Source organism: Microbacterium lacus (assembly GCF_002812805.1).
Classification (GTDB): Bacteria; Actinomycetota; Actinomycetes; order Actinomycetales; family Microbacteriaceae; genus Microbacterium; species Microbacterium lacus_A.
Genome location: NZ_NMUM01000030.1, coordinates 220164 through 246065, shown reverse-complemented (window position 1 = coordinate 246065; position 25902 = coordinate 220164). Strand labels below are relative to the sequence as shown.

At 68.9% G+C, this 25902-nt stretch carries 23 protein-coding genes; 7 read left to right on the top strand and 16 right to left on the bottom strand.

The window, feature by feature from the left end; all coding sequences use genetic code 11:
• Positions 1-53: 53 nt before the first annotated feature.
• From CGU34_RS11120 to CGU34_RS11070, 11 genes are all read right to left on the bottom strand, one after another.
• A complete protein-coding gene (locus tag CGU34_RS11120; RefSeq protein ID WP_100814128.1) occupies positions 54-851 on the bottom strand; it encodes an ABC transporter ATP-binding protein in 798 nt (265 codons plus the stop codon).
• The gene (locus CGU34_RS11115) at positions 848-1873 is read right to left on the bottom strand and encodes a FecCD family ABC transporter permease (RefSeq protein WP_100814127.1); all 1026 of its coding nucleotides are present in this window, start codon (positions 1871-1873) and stop codon (positions 848-850) included. Before CGU34_RS11115 ends, CGU34_RS11120 begins: the two co-directional genes overlap by 4 nt.
• The gene (locus CGU34_RS11110; protein WP_100814126.1) at positions 1870-2916 is read right to left on the bottom strand and encodes a FecCD family ABC transporter permease; all 1047 of its coding nucleotides are present in this window, start codon (positions 2914-2916) and stop codon (positions 1870-1872) included. The genes CGU34_RS11115 and CGU34_RS11110 overlap by 4 nt, the downstream gene beginning before the upstream one ends.
• A 9-nt stretch (positions 2917-2925) precedes the next feature.
• Complete coding sequence (locus CGU34_RS11105) at positions 2926-3960, bottom strand: iron-siderophore ABC transporter substrate-binding protein (protein ID WP_036298398.1); 1035 nt, start codon at positions 3958-3960, stop codon at positions 2926-2928.
• Between the two features lie 95 nt (positions 3961-4055).
• Positions 4056-5018, bottom strand: coding sequence for a siderophore-interacting protein (locus CGU34_RS11100; RefSeq protein WP_232711647.1), 963 nt, complete (start codon positions 5016-5018; stop codon positions 4056-4058).
• A gap of 60 nt (positions 5019-5078) precedes the next feature.
• The gene (locus CGU34_RS11095; RefSeq protein WP_036298396.1) at positions 5079-6230 is read right to left on the bottom strand and encodes a mannitol-1-phosphate 5-dehydrogenase; all 1152 of its coding nucleotides are present in this window, start codon (positions 6228-6230) and stop codon (positions 5079-5081) included.
• The gene (locus tag CGU34_RS11090) at positions 6227-6667 is read right to left on the bottom strand and encodes a PTS sugar transporter subunit IIA (RefSeq protein WP_036298394.1); all 441 of its coding nucleotides are present in this window, start codon (positions 6665-6667) and stop codon (positions 6227-6229) included. The genes CGU34_RS11095 and CGU34_RS11090 overlap by 4 nt, the downstream gene beginning before the upstream one ends.
• Positions 6668-6818: 151 nt before the next feature.
• Positions 6819-8495, bottom strand: a complete 1677-nt coding sequence (locus tag CGU34_RS11085; protein ID WP_100814125.1) for a PTS mannitol transporter subunit IICB — start codon at positions 8493-8495, stop codon at positions 6819-6821.
• Entirely contained in the window at positions 8492-10201 is a 1710-nt protein-coding gene (gene ptsP, locus CGU34_RS11080; protein ID WP_100814124.1) for a phosphoenolpyruvate--protein phosphotransferase, read from the bottom strand. The genes CGU34_RS11085 and ptsP overlap by 4 nt, the downstream gene beginning before the upstream one ends.
• Before the next feature lie 2 nt (positions 10202-10203).
• Positions 10204-10488: an HPr family phosphocarrier protein gene (locus tag CGU34_RS11075; RefSeq protein ID WP_036298388.1), complete on the bottom strand. Its 285-nt coding sequence runs from the start codon at positions 10486-10488 to the stop codon at positions 10204-10206.
• Positions 10489-10511: 23 nt separating this feature from the next.
• A complete protein-coding gene (locus tag CGU34_RS11070) occupies positions 10512-10844 on the bottom strand; it encodes a PTS sugar transporter subunit IIB (RefSeq protein ID WP_036298386.1) in 333 nt (110 codons plus the stop codon).
• A 175-nt stretch (positions 10845-11019) separates the two neighbouring features.
• Between CGU34_RS11070 and CGU34_RS11065 the strand changes: the two genes are divergently transcribed.
• Both CGU34_RS11065 and CGU34_RS11060 read left to right on the top strand, forming a co-directional pair.
• A complete protein-coding gene (locus CGU34_RS11065) occupies positions 11020-12933 on the top strand; it encodes a BglG family transcription antiterminator (protein WP_198517755.1) in 1914 nt (637 codons plus the stop codon).
• 83 nt (positions 12934-13016) lie between these two features.
• Positions 13017-13286, top strand: a complete 270-nt coding sequence (locus tag CGU34_RS11060; protein ID WP_036298384.1) for an HPr family phosphocarrier protein — start codon at positions 13017-13019, stop codon at positions 13284-13286.
• 142 nt (positions 13287-13428) lie between these two features.
• On the opposite strand, the gene CGU34_RS11055 is transcribed toward CGU34_RS11060, so the two are convergent.
• The 3 genes from CGU34_RS11055 to CGU34_RS11045 all read right to left on the bottom strand — a co-directional run bounded on the left by CGU34_RS11055 (position 13429) and on the right by CGU34_RS11045 (position 17140).
• On the bottom strand, positions 13429-14382 hold the full coding sequence (locus CGU34_RS11055; protein WP_051513462.1) for a type IV toxin-antitoxin system AbiEi family antitoxin domain-containing protein: 954 nt from the start codon (positions 14380-14382) through the stop codon (positions 13429-13431).
• Between the two features lie 200 nt (positions 14383-14582).
• A complete protein-coding gene (locus CGU34_RS11050; protein WP_051513459.1) occupies positions 14583-16310 on the bottom strand; it encodes a phospho-sugar mutase in 1728 nt (575 codons plus the stop codon).
• On the bottom strand, positions 16307-17140 hold the full coding sequence (locus CGU34_RS11045) for a purine-nucleoside phosphorylase (protein WP_036298381.1): 834 nt from the start codon (positions 17138-17140) through the stop codon (positions 16307-16309). Before CGU34_RS11045 ends, CGU34_RS11050 begins: the two co-directional genes overlap by 4 nt.
• 136 nt (positions 17141-17276) lie before the next feature.
• On the opposite strand from CGU34_RS11045, the gene CGU34_RS11040 reads away from it, so the two are divergent.
• Positions 17277-18731, top strand: coding sequence for an NAD(P)H-quinone dehydrogenase (locus CGU34_RS11040; protein ID WP_100814236.1), 1455 nt, complete (start codon positions 17277-17279; stop codon positions 18729-18731).
• Between the two features lie 53 nt (positions 18732-18784).
• On the opposite strand, the gene CGU34_RS11035 is transcribed toward CGU34_RS11040, so the two are convergent.
• Positions 18785-20551: an acetyl/propionyl/methylcrotonyl-CoA carboxylase subunit alpha gene (locus CGU34_RS11035; RefSeq protein WP_100814123.1), complete on the bottom strand. Its 1767-nt coding sequence runs from the start codon at positions 20549-20551 to the stop codon at positions 18785-18787.
• A 78-nt stretch (positions 20552-20629) separates the two neighbouring features.
• Positions 20630-21277, bottom strand: a complete 648-nt coding sequence (locus CGU34_RS11030) for a Maf family protein (RefSeq protein WP_100814122.1) — start codon at positions 21275-21277, stop codon at positions 20630-20632.
• A 118-nt stretch (positions 21278-21395) separates the two neighbouring features.
• On the opposite strand from CGU34_RS11030, the gene CGU34_RS11025 reads away from it, so the two are divergent.
• From CGU34_RS11025 to CGU34_RS11010, 4 genes are read left to right on the top strand one after another with little or no spacing between them, the layout of a single operon-like run.
• Positions 21396-22724 carry a class I SAM-dependent RNA methyltransferase gene (locus tag CGU34_RS11025; protein ID WP_100814121.1) on the top strand — a complete coding sequence of 443 codons (1329 nt, stop codon included), beginning with the start codon at positions 21396-21398 and terminating at the stop codon, positions 22722-22724.
• A 9-nt stretch (positions 22725-22733) separates the two neighbouring features.
• Positions 22734-23396 carry a response regulator transcription factor gene (locus CGU34_RS11020; RefSeq protein ID WP_036300359.1) on the top strand — a complete coding sequence of 221 codons (663 nt, stop codon included), beginning with the start codon at positions 22734-22736 and terminating at the stop codon, positions 23394-23396.
• Positions 23386-24756, top strand: coding sequence for an ATP-binding protein (locus tag CGU34_RS11015; protein WP_232711646.1), 1371 nt, complete (start codon positions 23386-23388; stop codon positions 24754-24756). Before CGU34_RS11020 ends, CGU34_RS11015 begins: the two co-directional genes overlap by 11 nt.
• The gene (locus CGU34_RS11010; RefSeq protein ID WP_036300357.1) at positions 24753-25781 is read left to right on the top strand and encodes a hypothetical protein; all 1029 of its coding nucleotides are present in this window, start codon (positions 24753-24755) and stop codon (positions 25779-25781) included. Before CGU34_RS11015 ends, CGU34_RS11010 begins: the two co-directional genes overlap by 4 nt.
• The last annotated feature ends 121 nt before the right edge of the window (positions 25782-25902 follow it).

The following is a 25902-nucleotide window of genomic DNA, read 5'->3' as shown; positions in this document are numbered from 1 at the left end:
CCCCATGGGACTTCATGGGGTGAAAAGGTGGGACACCCGGGGGGGCGGGCGCGTCAGCTGTGGTGGCGGCCGCGGGGGAGGACCAGCGGGGCGCCCGAGACGGGGTCGGCGATCACCTGGCAATCCAGGCCGAAAACCGCCCCCACGTTCGCCTCGGTGATGACCTCGGCGGGGACCCCGGATGCGTAGATCCGGCCCTCACACACCGCCACGAGGCGGTCGGCGTAACGAGACGCGAGGTTCAGGTCGTGCAGCACCATGGCGATCGTCGTGCCCCGCGACCGGTTGAGGTCGGTGAGCAGGTCCAGCACCTCGATCTGATGTGTCACATCGAGGAACGTCGTCGGTTCGTCGAGCAGCAGGATGTCGGTCTGCTGCGCAAGCGCCATCGCGATCCAGACCCGCTGGCGCTGGCCGCCGGAGAGTTCGTCCACGGCCCGGTCCGCGAGGTCGGCGATTCCGGTCGCGTCGAGTGCGTCGGCGACGGCCTCGTAATCCGCTGCGCTCCACCGGGCGAGAAAGCGTTGGTGCGGATGCCTCCCTCGGCCGATCAGGTCGGATACGACGATTCCCTCCGGTGCCGTGGGGCTCTGCGGCAGGAGCCCCAGGCGCCGGGCGACCTCACGAGAGGGGAGCCGATGGATCTCTTCCCCGTCGAGCAGCACCGCGCCGCTGCGCGGCTTGAGCAGCCGGGCGAGGGCACGCAGGACGGTCGACTTGCCGCATCCGTTCGCCCCGACGATCGCGGTGATCTGCCCCGACGGTATCGACAGATCGAGGTCGTGCACGACCTCGCGGTCACCGTAGGCGAGGGTCAGTGACTCTGCTGAGAGCCGATCCGCGTGCGTCATAGTGAGCCTCCCGCGCGATTGTTCCGTATGAGGAGATAGATCAGGTACGGGGCGCCGAGCACGCCCGTGATGACACCGACGGGGTAGCGGGTGCCGAAGGCGAACTGGCCGATGAGGTCCGCGACGAGTACCAGCAGCGCCCCGACGAGTGCGGCGGGCAGCATCAGCGAGCCACCCGGTCCGACGATCCGCGCGGCGATCGGACCGGCCATGAACGCGACGAACGCGATGGGACCGCTGGCGGCGGTCGCGAAGGCAAGGAGGATGACGGCGGCCAGGATCATGAGCAAGCGTGTGCGGTTCGTGCGCACTCCCAGAGCCGCGGCAGAGTCATCCCCGAGGTGCAGTGCGGCGAACGACCGCGACGAACCCATCAGGAGCGGCCCGAACAGGGCGACGACTACGAGGAGCGGCAGCACCCGCTCCCACGAGGCGCCGTTCAGGCTTCCCGTCAGCCACTGCATCGCGACCTGCAGGTCCCATGCCGCGGCGCGGGAGAGGAGATACGTGATCAGGCTGTCGAGCATCGCGCCGACGCCGATACCGATCAGGATGAGCCGGATGCCGGAGAAGCCCGCCTTGTACGACAGGAGGTAGATGGTGCCGGCCGTGATGAGGGCCGCGACCAGTGCGAAGATCGAGACCTCACGGTCGCCCAGACCGAGCGTCACCCCCGCGAAGACGGCGGCGGCGCTGGCACCGGCGCTGATACCGATCACATCGGGCGAGGCGAGCGGGTTGCGCAACAGGGTCTGGAACGTCACGCCGGCCAGGCCGAATGCGGCGCCCGCGAGGAGTCCGAGGGTGGCGCGCGGCAGGCGCAGGGTGCCGACGGTGAAGGATGCGCCGGGTACCTGTTGCCCGAGGATCACCTGGACCACTTCGCCCGGCGAATAGAACGTCTGCCCGACCATGAGCGTGACGGCGTACGCGACGAAAACGGCGATGCCGAGGATCGCGATGATCACCGCGCGGCGGCGGAACCGGCTGCGGCGCCCGGCGATGACGGAGTCGAGGGTCATAGTTCCCGCACCCGCTGTCGCCGGACGATCCAGATGAAGACGGGTGCCCCGATGAACGCCGTGACAATGCCGACGTCGATCTCTTCCGGGCGGGTGATGAGGCGCCCGATGACGTCGGCGAGGGTCAGGAGCGCGGCGCCCGCGATGGCGGAGAAGGGCAGCAGCCAGCGGTGGTCGGTACCCACCAGCAGGCGACACAGGTGCGGGACAACGAGGCCCACGAACCCGATGGGGCCGGCGATCGCGGTCGCTGCCCCCGCGAGGATGACGGCGCCGACCGCCGCGAGGAGACGCGTCTGTCCGACTCGGACGCCCAGGCCCGCGGCCATGTCGTCGCCGAGGGCGAGCGAATTCATGCCCCGCGCGCTGATCAGGCAGATCAGGGCACCGAGTCCGAGGAAGGGGGCGACCACGAGGATCCGATCCCAGCTCGCACCGCCCACGCCGCCGATCTGCCAGAAGCGGAAGGTCTCGAGGATGTCGACGCGGGGCAGCAGGATGGCGCTCACGAGCGAGGAGAAGGCGGCGGCGGATGCGGCCCCGGCGAGCGCGAGCTTGAGCGGTGTCGCGCCGCCTCGTCCCATCGATCCGACGGCATACACGAAGGCGGATGCCCCGGCCGCTCCGAGGGTCGCGACTCCGATATAGGAGTACGGATTGCTGAGGCCGAAGAACGCGATGCCGATCACAACGGCCAGGGCCGCTCCGGACGACACCCCGAGGATGCCGGGGTCGGCGAGAGGATTGCGGGTGATCGCCTGCATGGCGCAACCCGACAGGGCGAGGGCTGCGCCCACGAGCATCGCGAGCACGGTGCGGGGCATCCGGAGGGTGACGGCTGCCTCGCCCACATCCTCCGCGCCGCCGCCGAGGGCGGCGAAGATCTCGGTGAGTGAGACATCCCGAGCACCGAATGCGAGCGATGCCGCGCCCAGGATGACGAGAAGTACGAGCCCCGCGAACAGCCAGGCCAGGCGAACGCCGACCGGGCGCCGCAGCGCGGCGACTCCGGTCGGTCGTAAGCCCGGCCTGACGGTGGTCACGGGTGGGTGCTAGCCGTTCTGCGAGAGCGCGCTGGCGAGTACCGCGAAGTACTCATCGACGCCCCAGCCGATCGACAGGGGCGAGGGGTTCGCCGATGCCGCGAGGGGGGTGGAGTCTTCGAGCACCGCGATCTGTCCGTTCGCGATCGCCGGGATCTGCGACAGCAGGGGGTCGGCCTTGATCGCCTCGACGAGCGCACCGTCGGCGTCGCCGTAGGTCACCCAGATGTCGACGTCCGAGAAGCGGTCGGCCTCTTCCGCGCTGACCTGCAGATAGAACTCCTCGGTGTCCGCGGACATCTCGGAGACGATGGCGGGTGCGGGAAGACCGTTCGCCTCGAGGAAGCCGGGGCGCGTGTCGTGGCTCGTGTAGAAGCCGATCTGGCTGAAGTCCGTCGGGTCGATGTACGAGAACAGGACCTTCTTGCCGTCCAGTTCGGGGTACGCCGCGAGCGCGTCGGCGACCTGGCCCTCCAGGTCCGAGATCAGCTGCTCGCCCTCCTCGGCGAGACCGATGGCCTCGGAGTTCAGGCGGATCATGTCCTCGTAGGAGGTGCCCCAGGCGACCTCGGGGTAGGCCACGACGGGCGCGATCTGCGACAGGGTGTCGTAGTCCTCCTGCGTCAGGCCCGAGTATGCGGCGAGGATCACATCGGGATCGGTGTCGGCGACGGCTTCGAAGTCGATGCCGTCGGTCTCGTCGAAGAGCACCGGGGTTTCGGCGCCGAGCTCTTCGAGCTGGTCCTCGACCCAGGGGAGGACGCCGTTGTCGTCGTCGTCGCCCCACGTGGCCTTGCTCATGCCGACGGGCACGACACCGAGCGCGAGGGGCACCTCGTGGTTCGACCAGGCGACGGTGGCGACGCGCTCCGGCTTCTCGGTGATGACGGTTTCGCCGTAGGCGTGCTCGACGGTGACGGGGAAGCCGTCTGCCGATCCCTCGGTCGTGGTGCTGTCATCGCCGGCCGGCGTGGAGCACGACGTGAGGGCGAGCGAGGTGAGGGCGGCTGCGGCGAGCAGACCCATGCTGCGGGGCACTCTCATGGGAGGTCCTTTCGGGAGGAGGGCGCGAGGATTCTCGCTAAGGCAAGGCTAACCTAACGAAGTGCAGGCTTCGAATCGGACGGGTCTCGTTCGCGTCACATCTCGGCGCGGCCGCGCCGCCAGTAACCCATGAAGGCAACGGCCTTGCGGTCGACGCCCCGCTCGGAGACGAGGTGCCGCCGCAATTCTTTGATCGGCTGAGCCTCACCGGCGAGCCACGCATAGAAGGGTGCCTTCGCCAACAGGGGGTCGCCCTGTGCGTCGGTCGGAACCTCCCAGAGGAGCCCGGCATCGATGTCGACGTCCTCGAGGACGGCGGCCGAGGCGTCCTGCGCGTCCAGCAGCTCGGCCGCGGCGGCGTGCACAGCCGGAATCAGCGCGGTGCCCACGGCCGCATCGCCGCGAACCACGACCCGCAGCTCCACGCCCCGGGGCGGTTGACTGAGGGCTCGGGCATCCGTGGCATCCGGCACTTCGACGACCGCGATGCCGCGCGCGCCGGCGGGCAGACGCTCCAAGATGCCGGAGACGGCCGGCAGTGCGGTCTCGTCGCCGGCGATGAGCACGCGGCCGACCTCGGCAGGCGGCCGCCAGTCGACACCCCCGTGGAAACCACCGGTGTAACCCGTGTGTGGCACGCACACGATGATTCGGTCTCCGACGCTCGCGTCGAGTGCCCAGGCCGAGGCGGGGCCCAGTCGGCCGTGCAGCGCGATGTCGACATCGAACTCGGATGCCTCGGGCCGGACCGTCCGCACGGTGTAGGTGCGCATGGGGGGACGGACCGCGTTATCGAGCTCGCGCCAGGCTCCGTACCAGTCGTTGCTGTCGACCAACACGTCGAGGGGCAGCTCGGTGATGTCCGAGCCCGGCACGGGGAAGAGGATCTTGAATCGCTGGTCGAACCGGTTGTCGGCGACCGTGTGCAGTTCGGGGCCGGTGAGTGTGAAACGACGGAACGTCGGGCTCACGACCTCGATGCGTGCGACCTCGGCCAGCATGGGCACGAAGGCGACGTCGGGGGAGCGCTTCGGCAGGGTCCGCGTCTGAGTGTTCACTTAGGTAAGGCTAAGCGAACACGCGCAGCCTTGCAAAGCGATGCGACAAGCTCGCTCCGCTCAGGGGAGCTCTGCCTGTCGAGCCGCGACAACCGCCTCGACCCGTGCGAAGAGCGGATGCTCCCGCTCCAGGCCCGTGACGGTCGCGGTGAACTCGGCCGCATCCAGCTCCCGCAGCATCCGCTGTACGTCCGCCGACTGGGGGTCCTCCGCATCCTCGAACGCGAGAGCGGCGCCCATAGCCGCGACGAGAGCCGACGTGGGTAGCCCACGCTCAGCCGCTTCGGCGGCAGGGCCGACGAAGCGCTCGTGGCGTGAGAGCTTGCGAAGAGGCTGGCGACCCACCCGCCACACCGTGTCGGGCAGAGCGGGATTGCGGAACCGTTCGAGGATCCGCTCGCGGTATTCGGCGAGCCCGCGCGGGTCGAGTTCGTGCTTCGCGACGAGCAGCGCGGATGTCTCTTCCAGCGTCGCGCTGACGCGTTCCGCGATCTCGGGCACCGCAAGAGCGTCCGAGATCCGCTCCACGCCCGCCCGCGCGCCGTAATAGGCCGTCGTCGCGTGACCCGTGTTGACGGTGAAGAGCTTGCGCTCGATGTAGGGGGCGAGGTCGTGCACGAAATGCGCACCGGGGATCTGCGGCGGGTCGTCGCCGAACGGGGGACGCTCGATCGCCCACTCGTAGAAGGGCTCGACCGTCACGTCCACACCCGGGTTGTCTTGGGGGGCCGGCACGATGCGGTCGACGGCGGTGTTCGCGAACACGGCGCGGCTCGCGATGGCGTCCCAGGCTTCGCCCGCTTGCTCGCGGATGTGGTCGCGCAGCACGTCGGTGGCGTTGATCGCGTTCTCGCACGCCATGATCTGCAGCGGGGGAGAGGACGGATCGCGCAGCGCCACGCCGGACAGGATGAGTGGGGCCAGGAATTTCAGGACCGTCGGGCCGACCGCCGTGGTGACGATATTCGCTCCCGCGATCTCGTCGATCACCTCTTGCGGGTTCTCCGCGCTGTTGATCGCCCGGAACCCGGTCACGACCTTGTCGACGCCGCCAGCGCCGACCTCGTGCACCGTATAGCTCTTCTCGGCGTTGATCGCGTCGACGAGCGCCGCCGAGACATCCGAGAACACGAGCTCGTAGCCCGCTTCGTGCAGAAGCAGCCCGACGAAGCCGCGCCCGATGTTTCCGGCGCCGAAGTGGACGGCCTTCACGACTCGTTCACCGCGCTGAGGATCGCGAAGAGTTCTTCGGGGGTCGAGACGTTCTTCAGAACGGCGACTTCGTCCTCATCGGAGAAGACCAGCGCGATCTGCGACAGGATCTCGAGGTGCTCATCACCCTTGCCGGCGATACCGATGACGAACGTGACAGGTTCGCCGCCCCAATCCACGCCGCCGTCGTAGCGAACGACCGAAAGCGCAGACCCGAGGATCGCATCCTTCGTCTCGTTCGTGCCGTGGGGGATGGCCAGCTCGTTGCCCATGTAGGTCGAGACCGTCATCTCGCGCTGCTGCATCGCATCGAAGTACTGCGAGGTGACGGCGCCCGCGGCTTCAAGGATGTCGGCGGCCTCTTTCATGGCCTCCTCCCGCGTCGCGGAGCCGGAGTGGATGCGGACCTGACCGAGGGTGAGGACGTCGCGTGCCATGGTGATGCCTTTCTGTTGAACAACCTCTAGCGTGTCCCACTTTTCCTCGCTTCGGGTGGCCGATAGCGAGGAAAAGTGGGACACGGTCGTACGGGGCTGGTGCTGCGGGGCCGGCGGCAGAGCGCCGACCGACCCCGCAACGGATCAGACCCTACGCACCATCCTGGTGCTGGTCGCGCACGAGTTCCACGACCTCGTCGTACTTCGGCGAGTTCATGAAGTTGTCGACCGAGACGTGGATCGCCTCGGGCGTCTTCTGGCGAGCCCGGTCGGTGAGCTGGTTCTGCGTGATGATCAGGTCGGCCGATCCGTCGAGGTTCGCGATCGCCTTGTTGGTGACCGTGACATCGTCGATGCCCGCCTTCTTGATCTTGTTGCGCAGGACGCTCGCGCCCATGGCAGACGAACCCATACCCGCGTCGCACGCGAAGACGATCGTCTTGACCTGCTTCGTGGTGAGCAGTCCGCCGTCGGCGCGGCCGCCGGTTTCGCGCTCCGTCTCGAGCTTGTCGAGCGCTGCATCCGCGTCACGGTCGGCGGCGCGGTCCGAACCCGACGAGACGCGAAGTGCGTCCATCGCGGCCGAGGACTTGCCCTTGTTGGCTTCGGTCTGAGCGATCGCGGCGCCGAACGTGTCGGCTTCGGCGAGCAGGTCCCGCTTGCGCGAAGCCCGCAGGATGACCGCGGTGATCAGGAACGTCACCGTCGCGGCGAGAAGCACCGACAAGTACACGACCAGCAGGTTCGTGATTCCACCAGCAGCCGGACTGGAAGCCGCGGCCGTCACGGCGATGATGCTGCCGGGCGCTGCCGGGAAAGCGAGTCCGCCGTTCAGAAGCATGTTGGTCGTGACACCGGTTGCGCCACCCGCGATCAGGGCGAGGATCGTCATCGGCTTCGACAGTGCGTACGGGAAGTAGATCTCATGGATACCGCCGAGGAACTGGATGACCGCCGCACCCGGTGCCGAGGCCTTCGCCGCGCCGACACCGAAGAACGAGAACGCCAGCAGCAGGCCGAGGCCCGGGCCGGGGTTGGCCTCGATGAGGAACAGTATCGACTTGCCGGTCTCGGTCGCCTGCTCGATGCCGAGCGGGGTGAAGACACCGTGGTTGATCGCGTTGTTGAGGAACAGCACCTTCGCCGGCTCGACGATGATCGAGACGAAGGGCAGCAAGCTCAGGCTCACGAGCCACGCGACCGCGGCACCGAGGATGTCGCTGAACCACAGGATCGCCGGTCCGAAGATGAAGAAGCCGAGGATCGCCAGCAGCATGCCGAGGATGCCCGCCGAGAAGTTGTTCACGAGCATCTCGAACCCGGGCTTGATCTTGCCGTCCCAGATCTTGTCCATCCACTTGGTGACGTAGGCCGCGAACGGTCCCATGATCATCGCGCCGAGGAACATCGGGATGTTCGTGCCGACGATGACACCCATCACGGCGATCGTGGCGACGACGCCACCGCGCTCGCCGTAGACCATGCGTCCCGCGGTGTTGGCGATGAGGAGCGGCAGCAGGTACGTGATCATCGGGCCGACGAGGCCGACGAACTGCGGGAACGTGTTGCCGTCTTCATCGACCGCCAGCGCCGTCATGGCGCCCGGCCAGTTGATCAGGTCCGCGTTGCCGAAGCCGCCGAGGAGCGGTGCGACCGGGGTCCATCCGCCGAGCCAACCCACGGCGATGAACAGCATGGTGATGAAGCCCCACGCAATGAAGGCCGCGATGTTGGGCATGATCATGCCGGAGAGGAACGTGCCGAAGCGTTGGACTCCGACTCGCGCCTTGTTGACCCCGCTCTTCGCAGGGGTTGACGTCGTCGTCATGACTGTGTCTCTTTCTCTCGTGTGTCGGTCGGCGAGGATGCCGGGGTGGATGCGGCGGTGGCTGCTGCCAAGGCCGCGGATCGTGCGGATGCCGCGTCGTTCGCGGCGAGGGCGGCCTCGGCGATGCGGCGTGCATCCCCGAGCGAGTGGTCGAGCAGGATCGCACGAACGTCGGCGATCGCTGTGGGCGCCATCGAGAGGGTCGTGGCGCCGAGACCCACGAGCACCACGGCCAGGAGCGGGTCTGCCGCCGCCTCGCCGCAGATGCCGACAGGCTTGCCCGTTTCGCGGCCGGCGTCGCCGACCTCGCGGATCAGCCGGAGCACCGCGGGATGCCACGGGTCCTGGAACGAGGCGACCGACCCCAGCAGACGATCCGCGGCCAGCGTGTACTGCGTCAGGTCGTTCGTGCCGATCGACGCGAAGTCGGCGTGCGCGAGAACACGGTCCGCCAGCAGCGCGCTGGAGGGCACCTCGATCATCACACCGGCCGTCTTGAGGCCGTACTCGCGGGCGATCGTGACGAAGTACTCCGTCTCTTCGACCGTCGCCACCATCGGCGCCATGACCCAGAGGTCGGCCGACGTCCGGGCATCCGCTTCTGCTAGCGCGGTCAGCTGCTCGCGCAGGATGTCCTCGCTGGCGCGCAGCGCCCGCAGGCCCCGGAGCCCGAGCGCCGGGTTCTCTTCGTGCGCGTCGTTGAGGAACGGCAGGGGCTTGTCGGCTCCGGCATCCAGCACCCGCACGACGACCTTCTTGCCCGGGAACGCTTCGAGCAGCTGGGTGTATGAGTCCCGCTGCTGGGCGATCGTCGGCGCCTGACTGGCGCTCAGGAACAGGAACTCGGTGCGGAACAGCCCGACGCCCTCGGCGCCGAGTTCGATGGCCTCGGCTGCGCCCTTCGGCGACCCGAGATTCGCGAGCAGCGGCACCGGGGTCCCGTCGGCGAGGGCTCCCGGGGTGATGGGGGCTGACGCCGCGTCACGTCGCGCGTCCGCCCGGTTCTGCGCCCGGGCGAGCTCCTCGGCGGTCGGGTCGGTGACGACGACGTGCGCCGCGGCATCCACGATCACCGTGTCGCCGTCGGCGAGTTCTTTCGCGGCCGCGACGCCGACCACGGCGACGATGGACTTCTCGCGGGCGAGGATCGCCGTGTGCGACGTCGGCCCGCCCTCGGTCGTGACCAGCGCCAGCACCATGTCGAGGTCCAGCAGCGCGGTGTCGGCCGGCGCCAGATCTTTTGCCACGAGGACGAACGGATGCCCGGGGTCGGGCACACCCGGGGCCGGCACGCCGCGGAGGTTCGCGATGACACGCTGCGCCACGTCGTCGAGATCCGCGGCTCGTTCGCCGAGATATCCGCCGACCGCTTCGAGCTGCGCGCGGAACGACTGGAAGGCATCGAACACCGCGAACTCGGCCGTCTTGCCGGCCAGAATCCGCGTGTCGAGCTCTTCTTCGAGGGTCGGGTCCTCGGCCATCATGGCCTGGGCCTCGAGCACCTCCTGAGCCATGCCGCCCGCCGTGACGGCGCGGGATTCGAGCTCGCGGGCGACTTCCGCGACCGCGGCGCGGGCGCGGGCGGTCTCTTCTTCCGGAGTCCGCTCGCTCGCTGTGTCGGTGGGCGACGGCAGGGGCTCGGCCATGCGGGCGACCGGGCCCTGGGCGACGCCCAGTCCGATGCCGACTCCCCGCAGCTCTGCCATGCTCACGCCGCGTCGTGGTCGGTGGTGAGCAGCTCGGCGAGGCGGTCCAGCGTCGCCTCACCGGCATCCTGGTCGTCGGTGTCGACCGCGAGTGTGACGTAGTCGCCGTGCTCGACACCCAGCGAGATGACACCGAGGATGCTGGCGGCGTTGATGGGCTTGCCCGAGTCCTTCGCGACGGTCACCGGGAAACCGGCCTCCTTCGCCGCCTGTGCGAACATCTTCGCCGGGCGGGCGTGCAGTCCGTGTGAAGATCCGATACGCACGGTGCGAGTGATCTCAGCCATGGGGTGTCCTTTCAATGGGGGAGTCAGTGGTCGGTTGGGGTCAGGGGCAAATCGGTGGTCAGCGCTGGAAGAACGGCTCGAAGTGTGCGCGTGCCGTCCATATCGGCGAAGACGTCTTCCGGCAGCAGGATGACCTGAACGCTCCGCTGCGCGGCGAGATGCTCGAGATCGGGGAGTTCGCGGGCGAGGTGCGGCGCGACGAGAAGAATGTCGGTGGAGTCGAGGTCGACGGCGAGCGATTCGACGGTGCCGGCGAGAGCCTGCACGGAGAGCCCGGCGTTCTGCGCAGCATGGCGCAGTCGCATCGCCACGAAGGTGCTGGACGCACCCGCGCCACAGATCACGAGGATCCTCATCGATCCGTACCTCCTTCTGTTCCATTGTTGTGAGATCGCTGTGAGCCGACAATGCACTCCGCCTTCCGCCCCCGCGGAAAGCGCTTTCGGGTGACCAGCCCTGGACACGACCGACGTGATTGACTGAGCGGGACGCGCGATCTCGCCGCGCGTCATCCGGGAAAGGTGGCGACGCGTGACGAGGGCGCGACAAGACCGGGTCATCGCCCTGCTGGCGCGTGATGGCGAGTGGGTTACCGCCGCGACGCTTGCGGACGCGCTCGGCGTCACGCCACGAAGCATCCGGAGTTACGTCACCTCGATCAATGCACGTCTCGCCGACATCGACCCCATCGAGTCCGGGCCGTTCGGGTACCGCATCGATCCGGCGACGGTCGCATCCCTTCGCGATGTGGCTCCGGATGCCTCGACACCGCGGGACCGCCTGCATGCCCTCGTGCGTGCCCTTCTCGATGCCGACGACGGGATCGAGGTGTATGCGACGGCAGCGAGCCTCTTCGTCAGCGAGGCGACGCTCGAGGGGGACCTGGCTCGAGTGCGGGCGCTGCTCGCCGGTGCGGGCCTGTCTCTCGAGCGTTCGGGCTCCGTCCTCCGGTTGCGCGGGCCGGAAGAAGCCCAACGGCGTCTGCTCAGTCGGCTCGTCCACGACGAGATGGATGCCGGAGCTCTGGAAACACCTCTCCTGCGCCGCTCCCTGGCCGCCGAGTACGTTGATCCGGACGCGCTGGCCAGCTTCAAAGACGATCTCGTGGCCGAGCTCGCGGCCCACGGCTTCTACATCAACGAGTACGCGATCACCGATGTGCTGCTCCACGTGGCGATCGCGGTGGACCGCACGCGCCGTCGCCGGGTGATCGCCGACGCTGCCGACTCGGGTGCTGACTCGGGTGTCGCGGCGATCGTCGGAAGGCTCGCGGAGGATCGCTTCGGCGTCGATCTCGGCCTCGCCGACCGGCGGCACCTCGCCACACTGTTGCAGACGCGTGTGGTCGCGCCCGCGGACGAGGGCGGGGACCAGCGCGAGCTCCTCGAACCCGATGTCGAAGCGGCCGTGCGCAATGCCGTGGGCCGTGCCGTCGAGGAGTTCGGCGTCGACCTCGGCCACGAGGACTTCGTGCTGCGCCTCGCCCTGCACGTGCAGAACCTGCGGCACCGCTCCCGCGTCGGTGCGTGGTCGCGCAACCCGCTGACGCGCTCGATCAAGTCGAGCTATCCGATGATCTTCGAGGTCGCGGTGTTCCTGGCGCTCCAACTGCAGGAGCGCCTCGGTCTCGAACTGCACGACGACGAGCTCGCCTACATTGCGATGCACGTCGGGGGGCGGCTCGAGCGCAGCAGACGAGCGGATGCGATCGTCACCGCCACGATCGTCTGCCCCGGCTACTACGAACTGCACGAGCTGTTGCGATCGAGCGTCGACCGGTCACTCGGCCGCTCGATCGAGGTCGTGACCGTCGAGACACGTGCCGACCCGGATTGGGCGGCGATTTCGACCGATCTGGTGCTGACGACGATTGCGCCACCCGAGGCATCCGATCGCATCGTGCGCGTGCAGCCCTTCTTGACCGAAGGGGATGTCGAACGGGTCGGCACGGCCGCCGCGCGCGTGCGGCGAGGACGCCGCCTAGCCCGGTTGCGGGGCGAACTCGAGCAGTATTTTGATGCCGCCGCCTTCGTGCGGGGCCTCGACCCCGCGGAATCGGACGAGGCGATCATCCGGCGACTCGGGGCGCCTCTGCTCGAGGCCGGGGTGATCGACGGCGACTACATCGAGCGCACGATCGAGCGCGAACGCCTGTCTTCCACCGCTTTCACGGACGCCCTCGCCGTGCCGCACGCGCTCACGATGACGGCGACGCGCACGGCGATCTCGATCGCGGTGTCCGAGCAGTCCGTGCCGTGGGGCGATTCGCGCGTCCAGGTCGTGGCATTGGTGGCTTTCAGCGAGGGTGATCGGGCCGCGTTCCAGACCGTGTTCGAGCAGCTCGTCGAAGTGTTCTCGGAGCGAGAGAGCGTGCAGCGGATCCTTCGCCGCGGTACCGACTTTCCGGCTTTCCTCGACGAACTCGTCGCGGTCATCGACGGCTGACGCAGGGCGGGTGATGGCCCGTCACGTACAGTGGGCGCACATGCCCCACGGGGCTCATCGATTGCGGGGTCGCGGGAGGTGACATGGGGGTTGGCAGCGTGGAGCGCGCCATCACCGTCGCGGCGACGGCCGGACTGCACGCCCGTCCGGCGGCCGAGTTCGTCCGCCTTGCGAGTGCTCACCCGGGGGCCGTCGAGGTGCGCGCGGAGGGCCGCCCGCCGGTCGATGGCGCGAGCATCCTGGGGCTCATGACGCTCGACGTCGATCGCGGTGAGACGATCGTCGTCGCGGTCGACGGGCCCGAGGCCGAGGCGCTACTCGACCGCCTCGAGGCCATTCTCGACCCGGGGTAGCGGGCCACGGCGTCGTCCTCTCCGTACTGTCTTTCGCGCCCCCTCACGCGGCACCGGCCGGAAGCGGGGCAGGTTGGGTGCTGTGGGGCAGGTTTCTCCATGCCCCACAGCACGAAACCTGCCCCACATCGCAGGATTCCGGTCAACGGTGGCTCCTCGGCACGATGCCGAACTGGGCGAGCCGGGTGCCCAGCACGAGATGGGACCCGAGGTGTGCCGAACCCCAGCGACCGAATCGCCATTGCGTGGTGCCCCGGATCCAGTCCTCGCGCCACTTCTCATCGAGGAGCGCCTGCTGAGTCGTGCGACCGCCGAGGTACGCGGCATCGGTGTACTTGGCGTCTCCGTCGAATTCGCCGAACGCGTTCACGTCGGCCAGGCCGAAGTCGACGAAAAACCGTCGTCCGTTCGGCCCCACGACCATGACCTGCAGACGCGGAACCGCGAAGCCGAGGCGCACGAGGTAAAGCCGGCTCACGCTCTCTCCGGGCAGTTGCGCTCGAGGGTCGGCGAACTCGATCACACGCTGGCTCCGGGCCGAGCCACGCGGGAGGGATGCGGCGACTTCCCGCGCCCGCGCCCGAAGCAACTCCACCCCGGGATACTCATGATCGGTCGATACAGCTCTCAACGCGGCATCCGCGACGATGACGGACGTCTCCGCGCTGAATGCGCGCGCCGTATCAGCGATCGTGCGCGCGACATCCGTCACGACCAGTCCGCGAACAGTCGTCAGTCCGACATCTGTCGCCCCGCGATGCCGGATGACTCCGGGAGCCGAACCTTTGCGGGGCTCGGGGATCACGGTGTGCACACGATGAGGACCGGTCCGGAACAGTGGCAGTCCGTGCAACGCGGCGGCGGTGATGTGCGAGAAAACCGGCTCGATGCCGGCGCTCATCTGCCAGGCGCGAGCTACCACCACCATCCGACCTTCGGCCCGCAGCTCCGACCACCCCTTCCCCTGCGCGAAGATGCCGCGCCTGACGCGCACGAACGTGCCGTCATCGATGAGTTTTTGCACCTGGCGTGATGTCAGCCCGGCTCGAGTCAGGTCAGAGGTACGGGTGAGTTCGACATCGTACGGATCGATCATCGGCCCATCCTGATCGCGCACCAGCACGCTGCCACGCAATCCGGAGCCGCCGGGGGGAGGGGTAGCCTCGCCCGGCGTTGGGGAGGGCGCTCGCAAACTGGGGCAGGTTTGGTGCTGCGGGGCATGCAGGAACCTGCCCCAGAGCACCAAACCTGCCCCAGTCGCGCGCCTCAGCGCGTCAGCGCGTCAGATGGGCGATCTCAGCCCTGGAGCCGGGCGATCAGGGCGCGCGACGCGTCCTCCAAAACGGCCGTGCGAGAGGCGGCGTCCTCTGCCGAATCGCCCCGTACGTCGATGTACACCTTCAGCTTCGGCTCGGTGCCGCTCGGGCGCACGATCAGCCGCGACCCGTCGTCGAGCCACAATCGCACCACGTCGCCGGGAGGCAGCGCCCCCGAACCCTCGAGCAGGTCGTCGACACGGGAGACATGGATGCCTCCGATGTCGGTCGGATGCTCCGCCCGCAGCCGCGCCATGATGTGCCCGATCACCGCGAGGTCATCGACCCGCATCGACACCTGCGCACTGGCGAAATGCCCGAACTGCGTCGCCATGTCCGCGAGCATGCCGCCCAGCGTCGAGCCGGACGCGCGCGCCTGAACCGCAAGCTCGAGCAGCGCGACCGCGGCGGAGAGCCCGTCCTTATCGCGAACGACGTGCGGGTCGACGAGGTATCCGAGCGCCTCTTCGAAGCCGAAGACCATTCCGGGCGCACGCGAAATCCATTTGAACCCGGTCAGCGTCTCGTGAAAGTCGAGGCCGTAGTGCCCCGCGATCGCCGCGAGCCCCGGCGACGACACGAGCGAGCACGCCAGGGACGAGCCCTCGGGCGCCCCCGCGGCGCGCGCCTGCCGGGCTGCTCGCCAGCCGAGCAGCAGTCCAACGTCGTTGCCGCTCAGGCGCCGCCATCCGCCCGCGCCGTCCGGGATCGCCACGGCGAGCCGGTCGGCATCCGGATCGTTCGCCAGGATCAGTTCGGCGCCCGCCTCAACGGCCGCCTCGATCGCGAGATCCATGGCGCCCGGCTCTTCCGGGTTCGGGAACGCGACGGTCGGAAAATCGGGGTCGGGCGCAATCTGCGCATCGACGGTGATGGGTGCGGGATACCCGGCCGTTGACAGCAGGCGATCGAGCGTCTCGTGCCCGACGCCGTGCATCGCGGTGTACACCCAGCGCAGGTCGCGAGCGCCTTCGGGAGCGGGCGCGGTGGCCGCGGTCTGGGCGACGTAGGCGTCGAGGATGTCCTCGCCTGGCACCTCGAATCCGAGCGATCGCGGGATGCGCGAGACCGGGACGTCCGCCGCGATGTCGTCGATGCGCGCCGCGATCTCGGCGTCCGCGGGGGACACGATCTGCGCCCCGTCGTCCTCGCCGCCGAGATAGACCTTGTACCCGTTGTCGCGCGGCGGGTTGTGGCTGGCGGTGACCATCACGCCGGCGTCCGCCCCGAGATGCCGCACTGCGAACGCCAGCACGGGCGTCGGCAGCATGCGGGGGAGCAGGATGGCGCGCAGCCCCGCGCCCGCGAAAATCTCGGCCGAATCTCGAGCGAACACCGCGGAATTCTTGCGTCCGTCGTACCCGATCACGATCGAGGCGGGCGTCTCCGGGGTGGAAGCCGGCACCCGGTCACGCACGAAGGCCGCGAGACCGGCGGCGCTCTGCGCGACCAGCACCCGATTCATCCGGTTGCTGCCGGCCCCGAGCTCGCCACGCAGACCCGCGGTCCCGAACGCCAGACGGGTGTCGAATCGGTCGTGCAACGAGGCGGATGCCTCGGCATCGCCGCCCTCGGCGCGTTCGATCAGCCCGGCCAGCTCATCCCGTGTCTCGGGGTCCGGGTCTTCGGCGAGCCACGCGCGCGCGGCCTCGAGCGCGGAATCGGCGGACGCGGCAGCATCCGCGCCCCAAGGGATCGTCTCGGTCATAGCTCGCCGATCACGCGGGCGAGCAGCGATGAAATCACAGGCTCGGCCTCGCGACCGGCCTCGATGACCTCTTCATGGCTGAGCGGGGTCTTCTGGATGCCGGCGGCCAGGTTGGTGATGAGCGAGAAGCCGAGCACCTCCATGCCCGCCTGACGCGCCGCGATCGCTTCGAGGGCAGTCGACATTCCGACGATGTGCCCGCCGATCGCCTTCGCCATCTGCACCTCGGCGGGGGTTTCGTAGTGGGGTCCCCGGAACTGGCAGTACACGCCCTCGTCGAGGCTCGGGTCGACGGTTCGGGCGATGTCGCGCAGCCGCGTCGAATAGAGGTCGGTCAGGTCGATGAACGTCGCACCCTCGAGAGGGGAGTCGGCGGTGAGATTGATGTGGTCGCTGATCAGGACCGGCTGGCCGGGCGCCCAGGTTTCGCGGATCCCGCCCGCACCGTTCGTGAGCACCATGATCTGCGCCCCCGCCGCGGCGGCGGTCCGCACGCTGTGGACGACGCGTCGGACCCCGTGGCCCTCGTAGTAGTGGGTGCGCGCCCCGATGACCAGCACGTGCTTGCCGCCGGGTGTCCGGACGCTCCGCAGGGTTCCGACGTGGCCCTCGAGGGCGGGCTTGCTGAATCCCGTGACTTCGGTCGCCGGGAAGGATGCGACGGTGTCTCCGATGAGTTCCGCGGCGCGGCCCCAGCCCGATCCGAGCGTCAGGGCCATGTCGTGCTTCTCGACGCCGGTCAGCCGCGCGATATCGGCGGCCGCCTCGGCTGCGATCGCGAACGGGTCCGCAGCGGGGTCATCGAGGGGGTGGGGGGTATGCGTTGACATCCCCCCACTCTAGGAAGCGCGGGCCCCGTCGGCCACACGCGACGCGATGGATGCGAGCGGAAGGGCTGAAGCGCGCCGTGCTGGCTCCAGGGCCGTGTCGTCAGCCCGCGTTGCCGCGGATGACACAATGGGGACCATGTCGGGTGAGTTCGAACGCACACAGAGAATCGCAATCATCGGTGGCGGGCCCGGTGGCTATGAGGCGGCGCTGTCCGGCGTCCAACTCGGCGCCGAAGTCACTCTCGTCGAACGAGCCGGTGTCGGGGGGTCCGCGGTCATCACGGATGTCGTGCCGTCGAAGACCCTCATCGCCACCGCGGAGGCGGCGAAGGCGATCTCCGAAGCATCCGATCTCGGCGTCCAATTCTTCGCCCGCAATTCGGACGGCAAGCCCAGCCGACCGGAGGTGGCGATCAATCTCGCCGCCGTGAACAAGCGTCTGCTCTCGCTTGCCCGCCAGCAGTCGGAGGACATGCGTCAGACGCTCCTCGACGCGGGCGTCCGCATCATTTCGGGTCACGGTCGGCTCGAGGGCCCCGGCGCCGTGGTCGTTTCGACCGGTCCGCACGGCACCGACTTCGACCGCGTCGAAGCCGACACGCTCGTCATCTCGGTCGGCGCATCGCCCCGTGAACTGCCGAGCGCGAAGCCCGATGGCGAGCGCATCCTGACCTGGACGCAGCTCTACGACATGCCCACGCTCCCCGAGCACCTGATCGTGGTCGGGTCGGGCGTCACCGGCGCCGAGTTCGCCTCGGCGTACATGAACCTCGGTGCCAAGGTCACGCTCGTCTCGAGCCGCGACCAAGTTCTGCCGGGTGAGGACGCGGATGCCGCGGCCGTGCTCGAGAAGGTCTTCCGCCGTGGCGGCATGACCCTGCTCTCGAAGGCACGCGCCGATTCTGTCGTCCGCGACGGCGACGGCGTGGTCGTGACCCTCGCCGACGGGCGCCGCATCGAGGGCAGCCACTGTCTGATGGCCGTCGGGTCCATCCCGAACACGGCGGGGCTCGGCCTCGAAGAGGCGGGCGTGCAGATGACATCGTCCGGCAACATTCGCGTCAACCGCGTCTCACGCACCTCCGTCCCGAACATCTACGCCGCGGGCGACTGCACGACGTTCGTCCCGCTTGCATCGGTGGCTTCCATGCAGGGTCGGACGGCCGTGTTCCACGCCATGGGCGACATCGTGATCCCGATCGAGCGCCGCCGGATCGCCGCCAACATCTTCACGGCCCCCGAGATCGCGACGGTCGGATGGTCCGAGCAGGACATCCTCGACGGCAAGATCGAGGGCGTCGTGCATAAGCTGCCGCTCGCCGCGAACCCGCGCGCGAAGATGATGGGCATCACGGATGGCTTCGTGAAGCTCATGGCCCGGCGCGGTTCGGGAACCGTGCTCGGTGGCGTGATCGTCGGACCCAAGGCATCCGAACTCATCTATCCGATCGCGGTGGCGGTCGACCGGCGGCTCAGCGTCGACCAGCTTTCACGCGCATTCGCGGTCTACCCCTCGCTCACGAGCAGCATCACCGACCTGGCGCGTTCGATGCACATCGTCGACCGCGGACCGGATCTCGACGAGGCCTGACGCCCGCGGCACCGGGGCTGAGCGGGTCCCGGCCGCGACGGTGGGCGCCCGCCTCAGCTGATGGTCAGCAGCTGGTGGCCGGCCGAGACGGTGGTTCCGGGGTTGGCGTCGATCCCGCCGACCACGCCGTCCTTGTGCGCTTGGATCGGCTGTTCCATCTTCATGGCCTCCAGCACGACGACCAGGTCACCCTTGACGACCTGCTGGCCGTCCTCGACGGCGAGCTTCACGATCGTCGCCTGCATGGGTGCCTTGACGGCGTTACCGGATGCTCCGGACAGCACGGTCTTCGCGTGATCCCGGCGTGACGGGGGCACGACCGCGGGGCGGCCGGCTGTCGTCGTGGACGAGACGATCCGGTCGGGCAGGCTGACTTCGAGGCGCTTGCCCGCGACCTCGACGACGACTGTGTGCCGCGCCTCGGCGGGAGCGGGATCGCTGAGTTCGCCGTCCCACGGCGGGATGTCGTTCGCGAACTCGGTCTCGATCCAGCGCGTGAAGACCCCGAAGGTGCCGTCCTCGGCCGTGAAGGCCGGGTCGCGAACGACCTTGCGGTGGAAGGGCAGCACGGTCGGCAGTCCCGCGACCTCGAACTCGTCGAGCGCGCGGCGGGCGCGGCTGAGTGCCTCGGCCCGGTCGCGGCCGGTGACGATGATCTTCGCCAGCAGCGAGTCGAACGCGCCGCTCACGGTGTCGCCGGCGGTCACACCGGAGTCGAGACGGATGCCGGGGCCTCCGAACGTCTTGAACACGTGGATCGGTCCGGGCTGGGGGAGGAATCCGCGACCCGGGTCCTCGCCGTTGATGCGGAACTCGATCGAGTGTCCGGTGACCTCGGGGTCGCCGCCCTCGAGGAGGCCGCCGGCTGCGATGCGGAACTGCTCGCGCACGAGGTCGACGCCCGTGACCTCTTCCGACACGGTGTGCTCAACCTGCAGTCGCGTGTTGACCTCGAGGAACGAGATCGTGCCGTCCGCGCCGATCAAGAACTCGCAGGTGCCCGCACCCACGTATCCGACCTCGCGCAGGATCGCCTTCGACGATTCATAGAGCGTGCGGGTCTGCTCCGGGGTGAGGAAGGGCGCCGGTGCCTCTTCAACGAGCTTCTGGTGACGGCGCTGGAGGGAGCAGTCGCGGGTTGAGACGACGACGACGTTGCCCGCCGCATCCGCCAGGCACTGGGTCTCGACGTGGCGCGGCTTGTCGAGGTACTTCTCGACGAAGCACTCGCCGCGACCGAAGGCCGTGACGGCCTCGCGCGTGGCCGAGTCGAACAGTTCGGCGATCTCGTCGAACTCGCGGGCGACCTTCAGGCCACGCCCGCCGCCGCCGTACGCGGCCTTGATCGCGACGGGCAGGCCGACCTCCCGGGCGAACGCGATGACCTCATCGGCGTTCGAGACGGGGCCGGGGGTTCCGGGTGCAAGGGGTGCACCGACCCGCTCCGCGACGTGGCGCGCAGTGACCTTATCGCCGAGCGCGTCGATTGACTCGGGTGGCGGGCCGATCCAGACCAGTCCCGCGTCGATGACAGCGCGCGCGAAGGCGGAGTTCTCGGCGAGGAAGCCGTAGCCCGGGTGCACGGCATCGGCACCCGAGCGGCGCGCGACCGAGAGGATCTTCTCTATGGAGAGGTACGTCTCGGCGCTCGTCGCCCCCTCAAGGGCATAGGACTCGTCCGCGAGTCGCGAGTGCAGCGCGTCACGATCCTGATCGGCATACACGGCGACGGACCCGAGCCCGCTGTCGCGGGTGGCGCGGATGATACGGACTGCGATTTCGCCACGATTGGCGATGAGGACTTTGCCAAATTCGGGCATGGTCGCCAGCCTACCGACGCTCCGGCCCCGTGTTTTGACAGGTCCCGACAAGAAGCCGCGCAGAACGTGGGGGAACGTCTACAACGCCCGCCACAGACTCGTCCATTCCACGCCCAGCTCGCGGGCCAGACGACGAAGGGTGGGCAGAGACATCCCGACGACGGTCGACGGGTCTCCCTCGATCCGCACGATGAACGGGGCGCCGAGGCTGTCTATCGTGAAAGCCCCCGCGACATGCAGGGGTTCACCGGTCGCGACGTACGCGGCGATCTCGGCGTCATCGATGTCGTCCGCGAAGGTGACGGACGCGTACGCGACCGCGTGCGCCTCGCTCGGCTCGCGCCCCGGGCCGAGCCGGAAGACGCTGTGCCCCGAGTGCAGCACGCCCGTCTTGCCGCGCATGGCGTTCCACCTTGCGGTCGCGTTCTCGGGGGTGTGGGGTTTGCCGAGGATCTCTCCGTCGAGTTCGAACATCGAGTCGCCGCCGATCACGAGTCCGTCGAAGGTGGGGTCCTCTAAAACAAGACGCGCCGCAACGTCCGCCGCCTTGCGTCGTGCCAGAAGCAGGACGTGCTCGTCGGGGGCGAGGGTACGGGCTTCGGAAGCCTCGACCGCGCGGATGACCTCGTCCTCGTCAACGTCTGGCGCCAGGGTCAGGGGTTCGATGCCGGCTTGGCGCAGCAGCATCAGGCGGGCGGGAGATGTGGAGGCGAGGCAGACGCGCATGTCTCCACGGTAGCGAGCGACGGCGAGGCGCGTCCGTTCGGCGAGAGCTCTCGCGATGGCGATGGCGACGGGGAAGTGGGGCGACTGTGAAATCTGACGACTGTGAAATGCTCGTGACGTGGACACCGCCGAAACGATCGACCTCGAGATCACCGGTGTTGCGCACGGCGGCATCTTCGTTGCCCGCCATGAGGGCCGGGTGATCTTCGTCCCCGACGCGATACCGGGCGAGCGGGTGCGCGCACGCATCACGGATGCCTCGCGCCCGGCGTTCTGGCGTGCCGAGGCCGTCGAGGTGCTTGAAGCGGCCGAGACGCGTCGCCCGCACATCTGGCCCGAGGCAGACATCGACAGGGCTCCGCACGAGCGCCCGGGCGGCGCGGACTTCGGACACATCCGTCTCGATGCGCAGCGCGAGCTCAAGGCTCGGGTGCTCCGCGAGGCGTTCGAGCGTTTCGCGCACCGCCCCGTCGACGTGGTCGTCGAGGCCGCGGGAGCGGACGAGACCCCGGACGGTACAGGATGGCGCACGCGCTTGAGCCTGCACGTCGGCCCGGATGGCGCGGTCGGACCCTATGCGGCACGGTCGCACGACATCGTGCCCGTCACGTCGCACCCCCTGGCCGCTCCGGCCCTCGCCGAGGCGGCCCTGGCGTTGGGCACTCGCCGGGGCGACCGCGTCGATCTCGTACTGCCGGCGGACGGGCAGGTCCGCGTCATCGAGCGGACGGATGCTTCGCGCCCACGCCGGGGCGCACGCGGCGGACCCCGCCGAGGCGCGGATACCGCGGGGCACGAGGTCATCGTCGAAACGGCGCGCGGCCGGTCTTTCCGTGTGGACGCGGGCGGCTTCTGGCAAGTCCATCGTCTCGCGGCGCAGACGCTCGCCGATGCGGTGGCGAAAGCACTCGTGAGCACGGGCTTCGATCCGGACGCAGCGAACCTCGACCTCTACGGCGGGGTCGGCCTGTTCGCCGCCGTGATGGGCGAGGTCGGCGGGTCCTCGACCCGCGTCACGACGGTCGAGTCGGCTTCCCGTGCGACCCATCATGCGGCGCGAAACCTGCGCGACTGGGGCAACGCCGAGGCGATCACGGCGCGCGTCGATCGGTTCCTCGCGGCGGAGGTGGCCGAGGCGTCCGGCGCAAGCGGATCGTTCTCTGACGCGTACCGGGAGGCGACCGTCCTTCTCGATCCGCCCCGTGCGGGCGCCGGGGCCGGTGTCGTGCAAGCCATCGCGGCGCTGGCACCCCGCACCGTCATCTATGTCGCCTGCGATCCGGTAGCGCTCGCGCGAGACACGGCGACGTTCCAGGCCGAGGGGTACGAGTTGCGTGACCTGCGAGCGTTGGATCTGTTCCCCAATTCGCACCATGTCGAGGCCATCGCCGTCTTCGAGAGAGACGGCGCCCGCGCCGCCACAGATTCCGCCGCCTCCCGCCGCTAGGCTGTCCCCATGACGCGGGTTGCCCTGATCGACGATCACGAATCCGTACGCCTGGGACTCGAAGCAGCGCTTGCCCGCGCGGGCAAAGATCTGGTCTTCTCCGGCGCCACCGTCGCCCAATATTTGGCGTGGCGTACCGGTTCACGCTCCGCTCCGGCCGACGTCGTCGTGTTGGACCTGACGCTCGGAGACGGCACCACGGCGACCGGCAACGTGAGCCGCCTGGTCTCGGACGGGTCGAGCGTGATCATCCACTCCGTGGCCGATCGCCCGGCTGCCGTTCGCGAGGCTCTCATGGCGGGCGCTGCCGGCGTCGTCAGCAAGAGTTCCCCGATCGGCGACGTCATCGCAGCAATCCGAACCGTCGCGGCGGGGGAGCACCTCGACAACGTCGAGTGGGCGAGTGCCGTCGACGGTGATCGTGCCTTCGCTGACGCCCAGCTCTCGGCTCGCGAGCGTGAGGTTCTGCGGCTCTACGCAGCGGGGTTGCCGCTCAAGGTGGTCGCCGATCGACTCGGTGTTGCTTACTCCACCGCGAAAGAGAACATCACCCGGGTCCGCGTCAAGTACGTCGAAGTCGGCAGGCCCGCACCGACGAAGGTCGACCTGCTGCGCCGGGCGATGGAGGACGGGATCGTCGAGCCGTCGGAGGATCCATCCGGTGTCGCCTGACATCGACACCGCGGACGCCGCGACAGAGACGACGGTCGCGTGGGATCGCGCGTGGGGCCAGATCCCACAGGGCAGACTGGCCTCCGCCTGGCAGGGTACGTTCACACGTCGCCGCATCGAGCGGATCGCGGCGATCGCGGCGGCGGTCGGATGCTTCGTCCTCGGCATCCAGGCGTTCTTCATCGCTCTCGGCAACAACGCGGGGCTTCGCCCCGGCTGGACCATTCCGCTTCTGACGATCGTCTTCGGATCGCTCATCATCATGTGCGGTGCGTGCTTCTTCCGGGCAACCGCTCGTGTGGCCACCGGCGCTTTCGCCGTGATCTACATCGTCATGCTGGCGATCTGGCCGCTCGCGACGGCGGGATCCGTGCCGACGGCTACGCCCGAACCGTGGCCGTGGTACCTGATCAACGTCGCAACGATCGCCGCGGTCATCGCCTTCCGTTTTCCGCTCCAACTCGCGTGGACCATCGCTACGCCGCTGATCTACGGTTTCGTGCGGATCTGGCAAGGCGGCTTCGAGCCCGAGTTCCTGCTTGCCGCGGTCTTCGAGGTGCCGTACTCGCTGATCCTCGGCGGCCTGCTCATGACGCTCGTGACGATCTTCCGGCGGATGGCCTCCGGCGTGGATCGGGAACGCGCCCGCACGGTCGCCGCATACGCCCAGGCCGCGGAAGCACAGGCCGCACAAGAGGAGCGGGTCGCCGTCTCCGCACTCATGCACGACAGTGTGCTGGCCGCCTTGATCGCCGCCGAGAGAGCGGATGGCCCCCGTGCTCGATCGCTCGCGATGTCCATGGCGCGCGAAGCGCTGGAGGGTCTCGCGGACACGGGCACCCCGAGCGGCGGGATCGATCCCCAGCCGACGACGATGAAGGCACTCGCTCGCGGCATTCAGGCCTCCCTCGCAGACTTGGGGCTCCGGCTGCAGGTCCGCGTCGAGGCCGCGGAAGGCGAGCCGAAGGTGCCGCCGGCAGTCGCCGCCGCCATGATCCGGGCCGCGACGCAGGCGGCGGCCAACGCGATCCAGCACGCCGACGGGGTCGGGCTCGAGGCGATCGTGCGTCGTCCCGCCGATCCCGAGGCCGAGTCGGACACAGACGCGACGCGTGTCGATGCGGATCAGGTCGAAGGTGCGGCGCGCAGTGTCGTGGAGAGCGACGAACGTCTGGCGGCCGTCGAAGTTGTGGTGTCGGATAAGGGCCCGGGTTTCGATGTCGATGCGGTCCCTGACGACCGTCTCGGAATCAGCGCCTCGATCCTCGCCCGCATTGCCGCGATCGACGGAGAGGCCGTGATCGATTCCGGCCCCCACGGCACGACCGTGACGCTGCGCTGGAGAGAGGTGCGACGATGACCGTCCGTACCGTGCTCGCCGCGCTCGCGCTGGCCTTCGCGATGTACCAGGCTGCGCGAGGCGTGCTCTGGACGACCGACCCCCCTGAGCGGCCCGGATTCCTCGTTGCAGGCCTGATCCTCTACCTCGCGGCGACGGTCGTGACGATCTTCGCGGTCCCGCGTCCCGTGGCCGGGGCAGACTCTCCCCGCGAGCCGATGCCGCTCTGGGCAGCTGTCGTCGCGCTCGTCACGGTCGCGATCGTTCCGTCGATGACGGGTTTCGCGGTTGCCGACGCTGAGGGCGTCGCACGAACGGCGACCTACGGCACGTGGTACGTCGGGGGCGGCGGCGCCCTGATGGTCGTGCTGATGGTGCGACGCAGAACCTGGATCGCTTGGGCCGGCACCGTCCTGCTCTCGATCGGCTCGATGATCTGGATGGGGCCCGTTCAGGCGCTCAGCCAGGGTCTCGTCGGCTCGATCGTCTGGGTCGGGGTGGCGCACCTCCTGGTCTTCCTGATCGATCGTGCCGAGCGTGACGCCGACCAGCTGGCCGAGCTGCAGGCCGTCACCTCCGCGTGGGAAGCCGCGCAGGAGGGACGCGAGCGCGAACGTCGGGTTCAACTCCAGCGGGCCCTGGCGGTCGGCGGACCGGTTCTCGCACGCGTCATCGCCATGCACGGGCTGCTGAGCGAATCCGAGCGTCGCGAAGCGGGTATGGCCGAGGCGCGGCTCCGCGACGAGCTGCGCGGACCCCGTCTGCTCGATGACGGTGTGCGCGCCGAGATCGATGCGGCGCGACGTCGGGGCGCGCAGGTGAGCGTCTTCGACGAGGGCGGACTCGAGGGTGTGCCCGACCATGATCTGAGCCAGATCCGTGCGGAACTCGCCGAGGCGTTGCGTGATTCGCAATCGAACAGGATCATCATCCGTACGTCCCCCGATGACAACGTCGCGGTCACGGTTGTGGGACGCCTCGTGGTGGAGCAGACCGATGAAGATTCGGTCGACCTGTGGCGTGAGATCCGGCACCCGGGACGCTGACATCACGGACTCCGCAGCAACCTGTCCATGAGAGGAGAGGGGCGGCGAAGTCGCCCGCCCCTCTCCGTTGCGGAACGATTACCCGAAAATCGTCCGCGGGAGCCGTTGTCCCGAGAATCGG

Coding starts and splice junctions, on each gene's coding strand:
- CGU34_RS11120 (WP_100814128.1), bottom strand. CDS start 851: ATGACGCACGCGGATCGGCTCTCAGCAGAGTCACTGACCCTCGCCTAC.
- CGU34_RS11115 (WP_100814127.1), bottom strand. CDS start 1,873: ATGACCCTCGACTCCGTCATCGCCGGGCGCCGCAGCCGGTTCCGCCGC.
- CGU34_RS11105 (WP_036298398.1), bottom strand. CDS start 3,960: ATGAGAGTGCCCCGCAGCATGGGTCTGCTCGCCGCAGCCGCCCTCACC.
- CGU34_RS11090 (WP_036298394.1), bottom strand. CDS start 6,667: ATGGCACGCGACGTCCTCACCCTCGGTCAGGTCCGCATCCACTCCGGC.
- CGU34_RS11085 (WP_100814125.1), bottom strand. CDS start 8,495: ATGACGACGACGTCAACCCCTGCGAAGAGCGGGGTCAACAAGGCGCGA.
- ptsP (WP_100814124.1), bottom strand. CDS start 10,201: ATGGCAGAGCTGCGGGGAGTCGGCATCGGACTGGGCGTCGCCCAGGGC.
- CGU34_RS11075 (WP_036298388.1), bottom strand. CDS start 10,488: ATGGCTGAGATCACTCGCACCGTGCGTATCGGATCTTCACACGGACTG.
- CGU34_RS11070 (WP_036298386.1), bottom strand. CDS start 10,844: ATGAGGATCCTCGTGATCTGTGGCGCGGGTGCGTCCAGCACCTTCGTG.
- CGU34_RS11060 (WP_036298384.1), top strand. CDS start 13,017: ATGGGGGTTGGCAGCGTGGAGCGCGCCATCACCGTCGCGGCGACGGCC.
- CGU34_RS11055 (WP_051513462.1), bottom strand. CDS start 14,382: ATGATCGATCCGTACGATGTCGAACTCACCCGTACCTCTGACCTGACT.
- CGU34_RS11050 (WP_051513459.1), bottom strand. CDS start 16,310: ATGACCGAGACGATCCCTTGGGGCGCGGATGCTGCCGCGTCCGCCGAT.
- CGU34_RS11045 (WP_036298381.1), bottom strand. CDS start 17,140: ATGTCAACGCATACCCCCCACCCCCTCGATGACCCCGCTGCGGACCCG.
- CGU34_RS11040 (WP_100814236.1), top strand. CDS start 17,277: ATGTCGGGTGAGTTCGAACGCACACAGAGAATCGCAATCATCGGTGGC.
- CGU34_RS11035 (WP_100814123.1), bottom strand. CDS start 20,551: ATGCCCGAATTTGGCAAAGTCCTCATCGCCAATCGTGGCGAAATCGCA.
- CGU34_RS11030 (WP_100814122.1), bottom strand. CDS start 21,277: ATGCGCGTCTGCCTCGCCTCCACATCTCCCGCCCGCCTGATGCTGCTG.
- CGU34_RS11020 (WP_036300359.1), top strand. CDS start 22,734: ATGACGCGGGTTGCCCTGATCGACGATCACGAATCCGTACGCCTGGGA.
- CGU34_RS11010 (WP_036300357.1), top strand. CDS start 24,753: ATGACCGTCCGTACCGTGCTCGCCGCGCTCGCGCTGGCCTTCGCGATG.